The 13,135-nt window shown below is 46.6% G+C and carries 17 protein-coding genes, 4 tRNA genes and 1 pseudogene; 8 read left to right on the forward strand and 14 right to left on the reverse strand.

Going from position 1 to position 13,135, the window contains the following annotated elements; all coding sequences use genetic code 11:
• Positions 1-4: 4 nt before the first annotated feature.
• The 4 genes from L2Y54_RS08110 to L2Y54_RS08125 all read right to left on the reverse strand — a co-directional run bounded on the left by L2Y54_RS08110 (position 5) and on the right by L2Y54_RS08125 (position 2,666).
• Positions 5-493 (reverse strand): PIN domain-containing protein, encoded by a 489-nt coding sequence (locus tag L2Y54_RS08110; protein ID WP_236501333.1) that lies wholly within the window; start codon positions 491-493, stop codon positions 5-7.
• On the reverse strand, positions 478-822 hold the full coding sequence (locus L2Y54_RS08115) for a UPF0175 family protein (protein ID WP_236501334.1): 345 nt from the start codon (positions 820-822) through the stop codon (positions 478-480). Before L2Y54_RS08115 ends, L2Y54_RS08110 begins: the two co-directional genes overlap by 16 nt.
• Positions 823-1,104: 282 nt before the next feature.
• On the reverse strand, positions 1,105-2,265 hold the full coding sequence (locus L2Y54_RS08120; RefSeq protein WP_236496403.1) for an IS3 family transposase: 1,161 nt from the start codon (positions 2,263-2,265) through the stop codon (positions 1,105-1,107).
• Positions 2,262-2,666 carry a hypothetical protein gene (locus L2Y54_RS08125; RefSeq protein WP_236496365.1) on the reverse strand — a complete coding sequence of 135 codons (405 nt, stop codon included), beginning with the start codon at positions 2,664-2,666 and terminating at the stop codon, positions 2,262-2,264. Before L2Y54_RS08125 ends, L2Y54_RS08120 begins: the two co-directional genes overlap by 4 nt.
• 327 nt (positions 2,667-2,993) lie before the next feature.
• Here L2Y54_RS08125 and L2Y54_RS08130 point away from each other — a divergent pair, with 327 nt between their 5' ends.
• Entirely contained in the window at positions 2,994-3,428 is a 435-nt protein-coding gene (locus L2Y54_RS08130) for a YqaA family protein (protein WP_479688091.1), read from the forward strand.
• A gap of 82 nt (positions 3,429-3,510) precedes the next feature.
• On the opposite strand, the gene L2Y54_RS08135 is transcribed toward L2Y54_RS08130, so the two are convergent.
• The 8 genes from L2Y54_RS08135 to L2Y54_RS08170 form a co-directional block, all read right to left on the reverse strand.
• Positions 3,511-4,110 carry a hypothetical protein gene (locus L2Y54_RS08135; protein ID WP_236501335.1) on the reverse strand — a complete coding sequence of 200 codons (600 nt, stop codon included), beginning with the start codon at positions 4,108-4,110 and terminating at the stop codon, positions 3,511-3,513.
• A 15-nt stretch (positions 4,111-4,125) separates the two neighbouring features.
• The gene (locus L2Y54_RS08140; RefSeq protein WP_236501336.1) at positions 4,126-4,302 is read right to left on the reverse strand and encodes a hypothetical protein; all 177 of its coding nucleotides are present in this window, start codon (positions 4,300-4,302) and stop codon (positions 4,126-4,128) included.
• 2 nt (positions 4,303-4,304) lie between these two features.
• A complete protein-coding gene (locus tag L2Y54_RS08145; RefSeq protein ID WP_210219618.1) occupies positions 4,305-4,778 on the reverse strand; it encodes a type II toxin-antitoxin system VapC family toxin in 474 nt (157 codons plus the stop codon).
• 257 nt (positions 4,779-5,035) lie between these two features.
• On the reverse strand, positions 5,036-5,410 hold the full coding sequence (locus tag L2Y54_RS08150; protein ID WP_236501337.1) for a hypothetical protein: 375 nt from the start codon (positions 5,408-5,410) through the stop codon (positions 5,036-5,038).
• A 95-nt stretch (positions 5,411-5,505) separates the two neighbouring features.
• The gene (locus L2Y54_RS08155; RefSeq protein ID WP_236501339.1) at positions 5,506-5,997 is read right to left on the reverse strand and encodes an RICIN domain-containing protein; all 492 of its coding nucleotides are present in this window, start codon (positions 5,995-5,997) and stop codon (positions 5,506-5,508) included.
• 35 nt (positions 5,998-6,032) lie between these two features.
• Entirely contained in the window at positions 6,033-6,392 is a 360-nt protein-coding gene (locus L2Y54_RS08160; RefSeq protein ID WP_236501340.1) for a hypothetical protein, read from the reverse strand.
• Between the two features lie 114 nt (positions 6,393-6,506).
• Positions 6,507-7,247 carry a hypothetical protein gene (locus L2Y54_RS08165; protein ID WP_236501341.1) on the reverse strand — a complete coding sequence of 247 codons (741 nt, stop codon included), beginning with the start codon at positions 7,245-7,247 and terminating at the stop codon, positions 6,507-6,509.
• Positions 7,237-8,427 carry a DUF262 domain-containing protein gene (locus L2Y54_RS08170; RefSeq protein WP_236501342.1) on the reverse strand — a complete coding sequence of 397 codons (1,191 nt, stop codon included), beginning with the start codon at positions 8,425-8,427 and terminating at the stop codon, positions 7,237-7,239. Before L2Y54_RS08170 ends, L2Y54_RS08165 begins: the two co-directional genes overlap by 11 nt.
• A 442-nt stretch (positions 8,428-8,869) precedes the next feature.
• Here L2Y54_RS08170 and L2Y54_RS08175 point away from each other — a divergent pair, with 442 nt between their 5' ends.
• Positions 8,870-9,466: a Uma2 family endonuclease gene (locus L2Y54_RS08175; RefSeq protein WP_236501343.1), complete on the forward strand. Its 597-nt coding sequence runs from the start codon at positions 8,870-8,872 to the stop codon at positions 9,464-9,466.
• Between the two features lie 152 nt (positions 9,467-9,618).
• Here the strand turns inward: L2Y54_RS08175 and L2Y54_RS08180 are convergent.
• Positions 9,619-10,658, reverse strand: a pseudogene (locus L2Y54_RS08180) (IS5 family transposase).
• A 152-nt stretch (positions 10,659-10,810) separates the two neighbouring features.
• Between L2Y54_RS08180 and L2Y54_RS08185 the strand changes: the two are divergent.
• Both L2Y54_RS08185 and L2Y54_RS08190 read left to right on the forward strand, forming a co-directional pair.
• Positions 10,811-11,065, forward strand: a complete 255-nt coding sequence (locus L2Y54_RS08185; protein WP_093070798.1) for a type II toxin-antitoxin system Phd/YefM family antitoxin — start codon at positions 10,811-10,813, stop codon at positions 11,063-11,065.
• Complete coding sequence (locus tag L2Y54_RS08190) at positions 11,065-11,505, forward strand: type II toxin-antitoxin system VapC family toxin (protein ID WP_210225463.1); 441 nt, start codon at positions 11,065-11,067, stop codon at positions 11,503-11,505. Before L2Y54_RS08185 ends, L2Y54_RS08190 begins: the two co-directional genes overlap by 1 nt.
• Before the next feature lie 38 nt (positions 11,506-11,543).
• Here the strand turns inward: L2Y54_RS08190 and L2Y54_RS08195 are convergent, their stop codons facing one another.
• Entirely contained in the window at positions 11,544-12,422 is an 879-nt protein-coding gene (locus tag L2Y54_RS08195; RefSeq protein WP_236501344.1) for a polyphosphate kinase 2 family protein, read from the reverse strand.
• A 206-nt stretch (positions 12,423-12,628) separates the two neighbouring features.
• On the opposite strand from L2Y54_RS08195, the gene L2Y54_RS08200 reads away from it, so the two are divergent.
• The 4 genes from L2Y54_RS08200 (at position 12,629) to L2Y54_RS08215 (ending at position 13,105) form a co-directional block, all read left to right on the forward strand.
• Positions 12,629-12,705: transfer RNA gene (locus L2Y54_RS08200), tRNA-Pro, on the forward strand.
• A gap of 22 nt (positions 12,706-12,727) precedes the next feature.
• Positions 12,728-12,803 (forward strand) — tRNA-Arg (locus L2Y54_RS08205).
• A 34-nt stretch (positions 12,804-12,837) separates the two neighbouring features.
• A tRNA-His gene (locus L2Y54_RS08210) sits at positions 12,838-12,913 on the forward strand.
• A gap of 107 nt (positions 12,914-13,020) precedes the next feature.
• Positions 13,021-13,105, forward strand: a tRNA-Leu gene (locus L2Y54_RS08215).
• Positions 13,106-13,135 lie beyond the last annotated feature (30 nt).

Below are 13,135 nucleotides of genomic sequence, written 5' to 3' on the forward strand. Positions count from 1 at the left end.
GTGTTTATTCTCCAATCCGCGTCAAAATTTGGCGGATAACAGCGGCGGCAATCCGAAAATCCGCTTGGTGCAAGGTTTCAAATACCGGGCGGGCGACAGGGATTAAGCCGCGCTGTTTTGCCATGCCAATGATGGCAGCCGTGCCGGTGATAGTTAACCCTTTTTCCAAGGCGACTGCGCGTCCGGCACGTTCGTCCATGATTAACAGTACGGGGTCGGGGTGGTGTAAGGCAAGGCTGATGCAGGCACTTTCCCCTTCGTCGAGGTCAAGCCCTGTGAGGGCAGGGAAGGGTTGTTCCCAGACTTGCAACCAGCCAGCGGACAGGGCTGCTTGTATAGCAATTTCACCAGGCGCTTGTTTGCCCGGTAATACTTCATTGCGCACGATTTCGGGTAGCCAGACTTCGCCGAACAGGTGCGGCAACCATTGCAAGCCATCGACAATGGCTAACCCAATCAATGGGCTGGCATCGGCAATTACGACGCGAGCCATTGTTCCAGCGTATCCATGTCTTGGTTGGCTTCGGCGGCAGTTTGGTTAATGACGGGAATGCCCAGCCGCGAAACGTGGGCGATGAAATCTGCCAGCACCATGTTTGCCAGCCGTGCGGAACGTGCCAGTGATAATGCACTGTCTTTGAATAGCGAGGTGGCTAACGCGGTGCGTACACCGGGCATATCCAGCATTCCGCCGGTTTGGTTCAGCCCGATCATCAGTGCGTCGGGTTGGTCGCGGTTCATGACTAACACCATGTCCTCGTGGGCGTAGCGCAAGGCTTCGCTGGGGTTGTTTTTCAAGCTGCTGACATTGACGGTTTTCATGCCTATCTTTCCTAGGATGATTGGATAGGATGATTGTAAGGGAATAATGCTGGCGTTGCACCAATTGCGCCCGATTAAGCCGAAAAAGCACAACATAAGTGCAACCTAATGAACCGTAGGATGGGCAGAGCGGCAGCGAAACCCACCATTTCTGCCACAAATCCGCTGATTTTCCACTTGGCACACCCATTGCATTGTAATCATCATGCAGTCAACGGCGACTGCGTAATCATGAAGCGGAACGTGTCAAGCAAATTGAGACCGGTCTGTTAAAAAATAAAACTACAAACAGGCTTTTTTGGCAGCCGATAATGTAGGGAAATTCACTGCTATGTTTTCATCCGCTTCGTCAGGATGTGCCGGATTAATCCACACTTCCTTGGGCGGCAACTTAACGACGGGCGCACCGTTGATGAACCGTTTTGGGTTGGTTTCATAGGCGGTTTGCAATGCCGTTTGGCGGCAAATAGCCACGTCGCCCACCCGATTCGTGAACACTTGTTCGGGGGTGAAGAAAGCCAAGCCACTGTGTTGGTGGTCGAAGTTGTACCATTCCACGTAGTCGGCAAACCATTCCCGCGCATGGCTGACACTGGCGAAGCGTCCGGGGTAATCGGGTTGTTGCTTGCAGGTCTTGAACTGGCTTTCGCTGAACGGGTTGTCGTTGCTGACTCGTGGGCGGCTGTGGCTACAGGTGATCTCCAGTTCTGCCATCAGGTCGAGGTAGCCGTGAGCCGTCATGGGTGCGCCCCGGTCTTGGTGCAGGGTGAGTTCCCCCAAGCCAATGCGGTAACGGGTGCTGGCTTCTTGCATCAGTTGTTTGGCTAGGTGGCTGTTCTCCTTGCGGGAGACCATCCAGGCGACGATGAAACGGCTGTACAAGTCCAGCACCACGTACAGTGACAGGTAAACACCGCGTTGTTCAGTCGCTAACTTCGTGATGTCCCACGTCCACACTTCGTTGGGGCGCGTGGCTCGCAGGCGCGGCATGGCGTGCGTCTGAGGTTGACGTTGGGGACGGCGTTCCCCGATTTGCCGAGCTTTGCGCAGCAGGCGGTACATGGTGCTGACGGAGCAGTAATAGATGCCTTCGCTCAGCAAGGTGGCATACACTTCGGCGGGTGGTTGGTCAGCAAAGCGTTCACTGTTGAGTACCGTCAGTACCTGTTCCTGTTCGGCGGCACTTAGAGCATTGTCCGGGATCGGGCGGACGGCAGCAACGGTTTCAACGATAGCAATGGCTTCAACCGCTGCGGTGGTTTCCGCCATCGGTGCCGGTTCATCAGACACCGGCACAGCGTCAGATACTGCGTCGTTTGCCACCACGTCAATGACCGTCTGGTTGCTACTGTAGCGGTAATAGCTGGCACGTGATAGCGCCAAGGCGGCACAACCTGCACGCACGGAGACATCCGGGGGACGGCTTTCCAGTAGGATACTCATGAGCGGCTCACGTTGTTCAGGTGATCCAATAGCGTGAAGGCTTTTTTTTGGAGTTCCAATAAGCCTTCCGCCACCTGTAGACGTTGTTCCAGCTTGGCGTTTTCGCGTTGGAGGGCATCTATCGCTTTATCTTTGCTGTCTTTTGACGGTTTACGTCCCACCGTGGCGTTCTCCAAGCCCGTTTCGCCTGCGGTTGCCAATTGATTGCGCCATGTTTGCAGTTGAGTGCTGTAAATCTTCTCTCTGCGTAGCAGTTCACCCAATTCACCGTGAGCGCAGGCATCAGCTTCGGCAAGGATGCGTTTCTTGTCTGCTGCACTGAAATAGCGGTAGGTGCGCTTTTCATGGCGTGGGTTTGGCATCACGTGGTTGTCCGGTAATTCACTGGTTGGTTTCGGCATCGTCTTGCTTCCTGTGTCTTGACCCGATTATACATTCATTTCGCTATCGGGGTGGTCTCAGGGTAGCTTGACACATAGGGGAAGTGACTCCTCCTCCTAACCGTGCGACGTAGCGCGGGTATTTGGGTAAAGCTGCCATGACGACTGTTGGCTCCTCCTCCCCAGCAGATTGTCAGGGCTTTTTTTTGGCTACGAAAAAGGTTTTTACGATGAGCAACATACACGCAACCGCACGCCGTACCTTCCTCAAGAAAGCGACACGGGCGCAAGGGGTAATATCGTTGAGCTGAAAAAGTGCCTGCCAAAGAGGCGGCATAATCCGTTTGTTTGGCAGATAATGCCGCGATGGATTATCTGCTGCTGTTCACGTCGGCGTTACTCGCCGCTACCTTGATTCCCGCGCAATCGGAAGCCGTGCTCGTTGGGTTATTGCTCAACGGGCAGAGTGCGTTTTGGCTGTTGATTGCGGTGGCGACGTTGGGTAATACGCTGGGTTCGGTGATTAATTGGTGGTTGGGGCGTTATCTGGAACACTTTCAGGATAAACGCTGGTTTCCGGTGAAAGCGGCAAGCTTGGCGCGGGCGCAACAGTGGTTTCAGCGTTACGGGTGGGGGGTGTTGTTATTGAGTTGGTTGCCGGTCATCGGTGATCCGCTGACGGTGGTGGCGGGGGTGATGCGGATGCCGTTGCTGCCGTTTGTGGTGGTGGTGGCAGTGGCGAAGGGGGGGCGGTATGGGGTGTTGGCGTGGTTAGTGCTTTAGATTCCCGATTTTTGTAGGAGCCAGCCTTGCTGGCGATCGCTTGCAGGGCAAGCTCCTACAGAAGATGTTTCGTTACACGTTTCTAAGCGGGTTTTTGCAGAAAGGTTGCGGAGAATTTGCGCCATTTATCCAGTATTTCCTTACGCTTTGGAACATCGCGCTCGTGTTTTAACTGATGGTACGTGGCAATGTATTCTTGGCGTAATGTTGTGAACGGTTGGCTGTTGTATTCAGCCTCAATCCATTGGCGTTCTGCTGGGGTGGGTTCATGCAGGTATTCTTGAATTTCCCTTAGGTAACTGTTGTCGGCTTGGTTTGACCAGTGCCATATATCCAGTCGGTCGATGGGTTTATTGAACAGGAATGGCAGCAGGTACAAATTGTTGAGCATGACGATTTGTAGGCGGTAACGTGCTTGCGCTGTGTTGCCAGCCCGAAATTCAGCCAGTACCCAATACAAATCGAAGACGGGTTCGCCGATGTCATCATCGAACTCTTCTTCAAACCACGTGTAAAAGGCTAATGCCTTGTCATTATCGCCAGCCAAAACGTAATAGACGGGGGCGAGGTAGCGTTTGCCTGAGCCGTCGTTGATGTATCCGTATTGTTGTTTTTCTTTGAGGAGTTCGCGCTTTGCTCTATTGGCGCGTTCTCGGTAGCGTTTGATTTCTGCTGGGGTCATGGTGTTCCTAATTGATTAAGCGCACTTCTTGATGACAGCAGGCTTGCGTGGTGGAAAAGATACCCGCTTCCGCGTTGATTTTTCTTGCCTTGCTTTAATATCTTCAAAGATGGCATCTAAGTCATGTTTAAATTGCGCTGCATATTGGTTACGCAATTCGCGTGTTTCTTTGATAATAGGGTCTTGCCACATAATTAACCCTCCATGAGTTCTTGTGGTGTGCAAATAATAGGTGGTTCATAGCCATGAAAACGGCAAACAGCTTCTACTTTTGGGCGCATCACGGCATTGGCGATATGTGTGCAATTCCACGTTAATAAGTAGTCCATTGCGTTCACCGTTGCTACTGCGATGTGATAAGCATCAATTTCAGCTTTTTCAGGTAACGAGCCTTCTTTAATTAAAGCGCGAGCAAGTTCTCTGGCTTCGACGGGAATATCAAGCGCATCAATGCCTTCAAGTGCAGCAAGGCGACGGGCAGCCGCTTCGGGATGACCTTGGGACGATTCGGCGATGACAAATTCTGAGATATAAAGCTCAAAATAGGGTCTACGGTTCTCCCACCACTCGATTGTTGTGTTCTGGTTCGCCATTGCCCGAATATCGTTGCTTGGTCTGGCAGTGAGATAGCTGGGAATTGACGTTTCGATGTAGACTCTGGGCTTCATGCTTGCTTCCGGCGATGCGTGATGTACCAGTGTATCACAAGTTCTGGATGTGGCGGCATGGGCTAAAATCAAAGAGTGCAAATTCGATTGATCATCCTATGTGTCAGGCTGCCATCTTCATGGGAATGACAGGATATAGCCCTTTCTCTTTCGCTTCGAGTATAACGATTTGAACAATATTGCCGTCTTTGTTAGAAGTCCCTAGCTACCCGATTGGATTTTTCAAATAGATAAAAATTGTAAGATTATGAACTCTATTAGCTATTTTCTTTAAATTGAATTAGATTTTTAATCATGCGGTTAGTGCAGTTAAGTTTAATGCTCTCGCCATCAGAAAAGCAAACATCCACAATGTTATTTTCATCATTATAGAATCCAAGGATAACTAAAATAATAAGCATGGCTATTGCCCCGATGGGTCCGAAAATGAAACCGATTATTGGGACAAAAATGATCATTCCAAGTATGAATCCAATGACGGCGAATTTTCTTTCTTTCTCTACGCTAGTATTTATAGAGGTAATTTGGTTATTTGAATATATGGCTTTTTTCGCTGCATTTACAACCAACTTCCTATCTTTGCTTATAAAGGCATCACCTTTAACACCAAAAGTACCAGAAATAATCTTCACAAAACCTCCTATTTATAAAATTTTTTTGATAAATTAATAGTCGTTAGCCAATATAATGTTAAGTATGACGACGACACTGGTTGTTACTGCGTCTATCACGAATCTAAATTAACCTCATCTGACGTATTTATTATTTTCCATCGTTGATTGTCAGAACCATTTGCACCATTAATATGGTAAACAATAACTATAATGTTATTACTCATTTTAGCTTCACATACATCCATGCAGGCTTTTTTAATCCTGATGTTTCTTCCTTTTTCTCGGCGTTCATTTTTATTTTCAATAACATAAAATTCATCTTCATCTTCTAATATAAATCGCCAGAATTGACTATCATTGCCTATTTGAACAGGAGCTAAGTCAATAAGCCAACCATCACGAGGAAAGTCGCTTGATGGCTGCCAGCAACGTGATGGTTTTTTTGATTCTTTTAATATGATTCTTCCATAATCTCCTAGTTTTGGATTAATTTCTTCATTATTATCAGAAACAAATACCCATTCGTCAGCTTCTATGTTTTGAATGGCTCTTCCGTTATTATCTTTTGCTAAATATTTTTTGCTGTGTTTTACTTGTAACTTCATATTGTACTCACGTTAAAATTATAAAATATACTTTATTATCGTCCCGGACGATAGTCGCCAATTATGGAGTTTCTATATAGCATGGCCTCACCTGTAAAGTAGATTGTATTTTGATCTGTGGTTGAACTCCATAATAACGAGTATATATTTGTGCAATTTGGTTTTTCTATAATTTTTAGATTTGCTATTATCGCACTACCATCCTCTTGCCAAATTGTCAGGTAATCCCCAATAAAATCATAACTTTTGTTATTTTTGTCTTCACCTTCATAATAAATTCTACTTGCTGATTCAGGTTCACTGTGCTGGCTATAATTGCTTGAATACTCTCCTATTAAGTTGTAGTTGGTGGTTAACTCGAAGTAGAAGCGACCATTTAATTTCTTTTTTGCCATAAATTACTCAATAAATTTATAGGGTGTAAGGATGTCTAATGAAAATGTGGAAAACTTAGAACTCTCTAGCAGAATTTCAAAAGTAGTGTGATTTACGTAATATGCCATTGTAACTTATAGAAAAATATCTTCTCCATTAATAACCTCATGGTATTTCCTATATAAATCCATGAAAATATTATCAATTAGTATTAATATTGAGAAATAAATGAAATAGTTTTCATGTATATAGTCTTCCTTGATGAGTGTTTTTAATGTCGGTAAATTTTGTTGATATGACTGTGTGTTGTGTGCAATCCTGTTTCTATGTTTATATAGTTGATTCTCATAGATTTTTTTAAGAGAGTGATTGGCTGTCTCTGCAAGCATATTGTTCTTGTCAACAAAAAAATATCCATATGAAACATTGCTCCAAATGTTGCGATACTCATAAAAACTTTTTTGCGCCCAAATTAATAAGTTTGAATCTAAGAATGTGTCATTTATTGATGATGATGTTTTTCTTAGTATTTTAATTTTATCAGCTTGGTTTGTATTAAAGGTTGTTGAACTATGTTTTTCAATTTGCTCGATTATATCTTTATATATAATGCTCTTTTCTTTATAACATGAACACTCTCCCAATCGATTCTGGGTAAATCTAATATATCTAAGCTCATAATCATGAGTTGCCAGTTCCCAAGAAATACATTTCATTTTTTGTTCTTGTGCACCAGTCATTTTTAAGAAGGCAGATTGCATTATATAATCGAATAATGGATAAGTTTCTATTCCGTTGCCTATTCCCGTACTTGCAGAAACAACATTTTTTAAAATATCAGAGACTGGTGATAATATAAAATCATTATGATTCATTAGAGGTGAATCTCTCATAAATTGATATTGATTGACTAATGCGCTCTCTTAAATGTCCTAAATTATTTGGGCTTTTCTTATGAGATCCTACTTGTTTGAAATTTTCAATTGCTGCTTTAATTTCATGCATTAAATGATCTTTCTTAGATACGTCAACTTTTTTCTTCTGAAAAATTATTTGGTATATTAAGCCAAAAATATAAGTATCTAAATCTATGATGGACGGATAACTGCTTGGAATTTCTAATTCAGCTAAAGTGATATTTAGTCTCGAAAAAATATTTTCATATTCTTTGTTTGGGATGATATTTGAAAATTTACCATAGGTTTCTGAGTCTTCATTACTAATTGATGCATAAATATACTCTTCGTAAAATTTCTCCATTTTGGGTTTATAGCTTCGTGCTACATTGTGCGCACTTCCATTTTTATGATACTGGGACAAAAGAGATAGGTATCTAACAAAGTCGGCTTTAGTTTCAGTGTTAACTACTTTTATTGCAATATTACCGAAGAAGCGAGGAGAAAAGAAACCAACCAAGTCCTGATCTAAAAAGTATAAAGAAGCCCTACTTTCTTGAGGAAGTAGAGGCTCCCCTTGAATATTTATATTCCTAAATACAGAAGAATAGTATTTCTGTTGTTCTTTTTCATCTGATGCATGAGGTACTAAATACGAGAATCCCAAGAAAGTCGTTTTTAGAAAGTCATCATTAATATCAAAATTGATAGTCTTATAGTTTCCACTGACAATTTGCTGAAGTATCGCGTCTTTAGTTTTCCCCTTTGCAGTTAGTTGTTTTATATTCCACTGGAGAACATTATCAAGTTGTAACTCATCTTCATCTTCTGCTGATTCATCATTATCGTTGGCAAATAATTCTATTGTGGTTTTATATGTTTGTGCGTCGGGGTATAAACCAAGATATGCCAGCAATATACTAGTTATTCGTTGTTGTCCATCAAGTATTAGATTCTGATTTGTACCTCCAATTTTAAATGCGCCAATCGTAACAGGAGGGACAAACTGTTTGTTTTTAAAGGTTTCTATCAAAGTTTTTGCTTTTTTCTCATTCCACACAAAATAACGTTGGTAGTCAGGAAGAACAATGTTTTGTTTTAATACTAAATCAATCCAATGCTTTAAGGAGTATTCTCCATAGTAAACTTTATTATCCATTAGTGATTGCCTGATATTAGTAATTAATAGAATGATGTGTATTTAATGGCGTTATTTTTTAAACAGTTTGAGTATTTTTGTTTTTTACGAAACTCATGTGGTGACCTCAGTACTCGAGTACTCGGAACAGTCAGCATCCACACAACCAACAAGCAGAGACTGCCAATTTGGTTCGCCAAGCATTCCGCATATTCTGGGAGTGTCATACAAATCGTAAACACGCTACCGCCCTACCGCGTCGAAACCAGCATAGTGTCAGTCGCGTGTTGTTATGATTGGTATGGCGCGTATTGAGTTGTCGCCAACGTTTGACGAATTGCCTAAAACTCTATCATAAGTTGATGGTTGAATCCTATAAATAAAACACACATCCACAGCAAAATACCGCCATTTTGGTGCGTGTGCTAACCTCAAACGAAGAACTCGTTTAGGAGAAAGCCCGATGCCACCAGCACACCCACACGATTATCTCAGCGTCGAAGACTACCTCGCAGGCGAACGCGAGAGCGAACAGCGATACGAATACGTTGAGGGAAAGGTGTACGCAAGGGCGGGAGCAAGCACCAACCATAACCGTATTTCAGGCAATTTGTATGCCTTGATCTGGAACCACCAGCGCGGTAAATCCTGTTTCCCGATGACCAGTGACATGCTGGTAAAAACCACCGCCAAGCGTTTTCGCTACCCCGATTTGATGGTGGTGTGCAACGATGACCCCTCGCCAGATACCTATGTCCGCGAAAGCCCGATTCTGATTGTGGAGGTGTTATCTGGCAGCGCCCACCGCAAAGATAAAACCGAAAAACGCGCCGAATACCTCGCCTTGCCCAGCCTGTTGGAATACGTGCTAATCGAGCAAGACATTGCCGAAGTGGTGGTACAACGGCGCAGCGAGGCATGGCGTTCTACCTATTACTACCCCGGCTCAACCGTCACGCTGGAATCCATCGGCTTAACGGTCGCGGTCGAAGCGATTTACGAGCGCGTGGACAACGCCGACATGCGCGTGTTTTGGGCAGAATCAACCGCCAAAACGTAAGGGAACCTCTAAAAACCCGGCGTATTGCAACGGTTAGCGTTGGCCTATCGGCATTTTGTTAAAAAAACACCAACCCATCTCAATTTTTAGCACACCAAGCCACAATCAGGTTGTTTTTCCGCATTTTTGCTGTTTTTTCGGGAATTTCTCCATCAAATGGGCACAACTCCGCCCTCTCTGAGCGAACAGAGCCGACGCAGGTTATACACGGTTGCTTTGATGCTGAGGCCGAATACTGCCCGTGCCAACCCAATGCTGCGGATGGCTTTGCCACCCATCGCACAGATTGACCCAAACACATGCTCAACCCGTGCGCGGGGTCTGGCGATGCGGGTGTTGCGGCGTTTCTGGCAGTCGGATTGCGGCTTGCCTTTCTTGGCTTTGTGCTGGATGTGTAACCGCCAGCTACCTTGGTTGAGGCGTTGTTCACGGGATTGGTCTTCATAACCTTTGTCCGCCCATACGTCACGGCTGGTGTTGGCTCGGTCAAGCACCGCTTCAAAATGGTTGGTGTCATGCTCTTTGGCGGTGCTGATGTGGCGTTTGCGGATGAGTTTGTATTTCCGATCGGCACTGATACTGAGTTTGTAGCCGTGGTAGCTTTTGCCGTGTTTTTTCGTCCAGCTTGCTTCCGTATCCTTTTGGCGACGTTGGCAGGTGTCCAGCCAGCGGGTGTTGCCGCTTGTTCCAACAGCGCTTTTTCTTCTTTGTGGAAATGTTGTTTAGGGGCTTCCACCAGCGTGGCATCGACGATTTGACCACCACGGGCAATAAAACCGTGTTGTTGTAATTGCCGTTGGACGGCATCAAACAGGGCATCCGCACCACCTGCCGCGCTGATCCGTTCACGGAATACCCACAAGGTATTGGCATCCGGGATCGTGCTGGAATGACGCAGGCCACAAAACCGTTGGAACGACAGCCGGTCAAGCAATTGGTATTCCAATGCCTCGTCCGACAGGTTGTACAGGTGTTGCAACACCAAGACCCGTACCATCAGTTCCGTTGGGTAGGGTGGACGGCCTCCTCGCTTGTCACTTGGGCGTGGGGCGATGTGGTCGATTTCTGCTGCCAAGGCGACAAAGTTGACGTGCTGGTTCAGCGTGGACAGCAGGTCGCCCTTGCGGTCGAGTTTCTGTTCACGCTCTTCGGCGGCAAACAGACTGGTTTTGATGGCACTTTTCTTGGGCATGGCTAGTAACGGGGCGGTGGCTCAGATGAGCATTTTCTCACATTTGTGTGGGTATCAGTGGGTTTTTAGAGGTTCCCGTAAGCCTAATGGCTACTATTGATCGAACTTTTGTAGTATTGTTTCTACAATGACTTAATGCAAGAGGTGTTGCCATGATCACAACGCTTTCCAGCCGCGAATTCAATCAGGATGCCAGCCGCGCCAAAAAAGCGGCACTCAACGGCCCGGTATTCATCACCGACCGGGGCAAACCCGCCCATGTGTTACTCAGTATTGGAGAATACTTGCGCATTACCGGGCAGCAGGTAAGTATCGTTGACTTATTGGCAATGCCAGCAGCGGCTGACATCGAATTCGAGCCACCGCGTTTGAGTGGCAAATTGTACCAGCCTGCGGAGTTACTTTAATGTACGTCTTGGATACCAACGTGGTTTCCGAACTACGCAAAGCCAAAACCGGCAAGGCAGACCCGCACGTCGTCGCTTGGGCGCAAAGCGTGCCTACCACCGGCTTATTTGTGTCGGCAATCAGCATTTTGGAGCTGGAAACCGGCATCTTATTGCTGGAACGGCGTGATCCTACCCAAGGTGCAATGTTGCGCCAGTGGTTGGAAACCCAAGTGTTGCCCAGCTTTGCTGAGCGTGTGTTGGCAGTGGATACCGCCGTTGCGCGGCAATGTGCCAGCCTGCATGTGCCAGACCCGCGCTCAGATCGGGATGCACTGATTGCAGCAACCGCAATGGTTCACGGGATGACAGTTGCGACCCGCAATGTGGATGATTTCAAACCGACAGGCGTTGCGATAGTGAATCCGTGGATTTATGGCTCTGAGGATAGTGTCGGTTAATGGCCATTATCGCGAATGGGCGGGTAAAGCGAACTCACTTATTGATTTCCTTCGCTTGCCAGTAACTGGCGGCATTCTTCAAAGCGGGCAAGGTCTGCCGCGCTGGGTTGCGGGTAATCCATTTGCAGGGATTCCAGCGTTTTAACGATGGTTTCAGCCACAGCCACCCGCATGTAATCCTTGTTGTCCGCCGGGATCGCGTACCAAGGAGCCTGTTTATGTGAAGTGGCACGCAAGGCATCCTCGTAAGCCTGCATATAGGTATCCCAATGCTGGCGTTCCTTCACGTCACTGGGGGCAAATTTCCAGTTCTTATCCGGCTTGTCTAAGCGCTTGAGGAAACGCTTTTTCTGCTCATCACGCGACACATTCAGCCAGAATTTGAGGATCACCGTGCCGTTACGTGCCAGATGCTTTTCATGACCGCAGATGGATTCAAACCGGTCTGCCCACAGCGTATCGCGGTTCACTTCCGCTGGCAGGTTTTGTCCGCTCAGATATGCCGAGTGAACCCGTACTATCAGCACTTCCTCGTAATAGCTGCGGTTGAAAATGCCGATACGCCCACGTTCCGGCAAACATTTGCTGGTACGCCACAGGAAATCGTGATCGAGTTCTTCTGCCGACGGTTGTTTGAAGGAAAACACCTGAAAGCCTGCCGGGTTGACACCACGGGTGACGGCACGGATAGTGCCATCCTTGCCTGCCGCATCCATCGCCTGAAAGATCAGCAGCAACGAATGCTTGTCATGGGCGTAGAACATTTGCTGAAGCTCGTCGATGCGAGCCACCAGCTTTTCCAGATGTTTTTCCAGTTGTTTGTCATCAGCCACGTCTTGGGGCGGGCTGGATGGCACTGCGGATAGGTCGAAACTGCCGTCAAACGGCACGCAATAGGCGTTGGGAAACTCGAACATGCGGATACCCACCGTGTGTGAATTGTTACAGTATATAGTATAGCTGCGTGATTCCCCTGTGTATCAAAAGTTCTGGATATGTCGGATGGGCTAATTGCTGTGTTGAAGAAAAACGTTATTTAGGGCTTGACGCAAAAGCGCGTGCTACGTATAGTTCGCGCTCTTGATTGAGGAACAGAATCAACGTATTCTACTTCTTTCAATGTCGGAATATAGCGCAGCCTGGTAGCGCACCTGTTTTGGGTACAGGGGGTCGGGGGTTCGAATCCCTCTATTCCGACCAATTAATTTTCGATTTCCTACTTGCGCCCGTAGCTCAATGGATAGAGCAACGGCCTTCTAAGCCGTAGGTTGCAGGTTCGAGCCCTGCCGGGCGCGCCATTTCGATGCCCCGCAGATGATAACGTTTTCCGTGGTGACTGTAGCTCAGTTGGTAGAGCACTGGATTGTGATTCCGGTGGTCGTGGGTTCGAGCCCCATCAGCCACCCCACTTTTTTCCCGCTTCAAATATTATGCAAAAGCCAGATGGCTGTGTATAATCGCCTCCTTCGTGATTCTCGGTAAGGTTTGCTAACCGGAATCCGCAAATTGATACATGCGAAAATGGCGGAATTGGTAGACGCACTGGTTTTAGGTACCAGCGCCGCAAGGCGTGAGAGTTCGAGTCTCTCTTTTCGCACCACTTTAAATCCTTGATTTTAATGATGATCTG

Source organism: Thiothrix winogradskyi, assembly GCF_021650935.1.
In the GTDB taxonomy this organism is placed as follows: domain Bacteria; phylum Pseudomonadota; class Gammaproteobacteria; order Thiotrichales; family Thiotrichaceae; genus Thiothrix; species Thiothrix winogradskyi.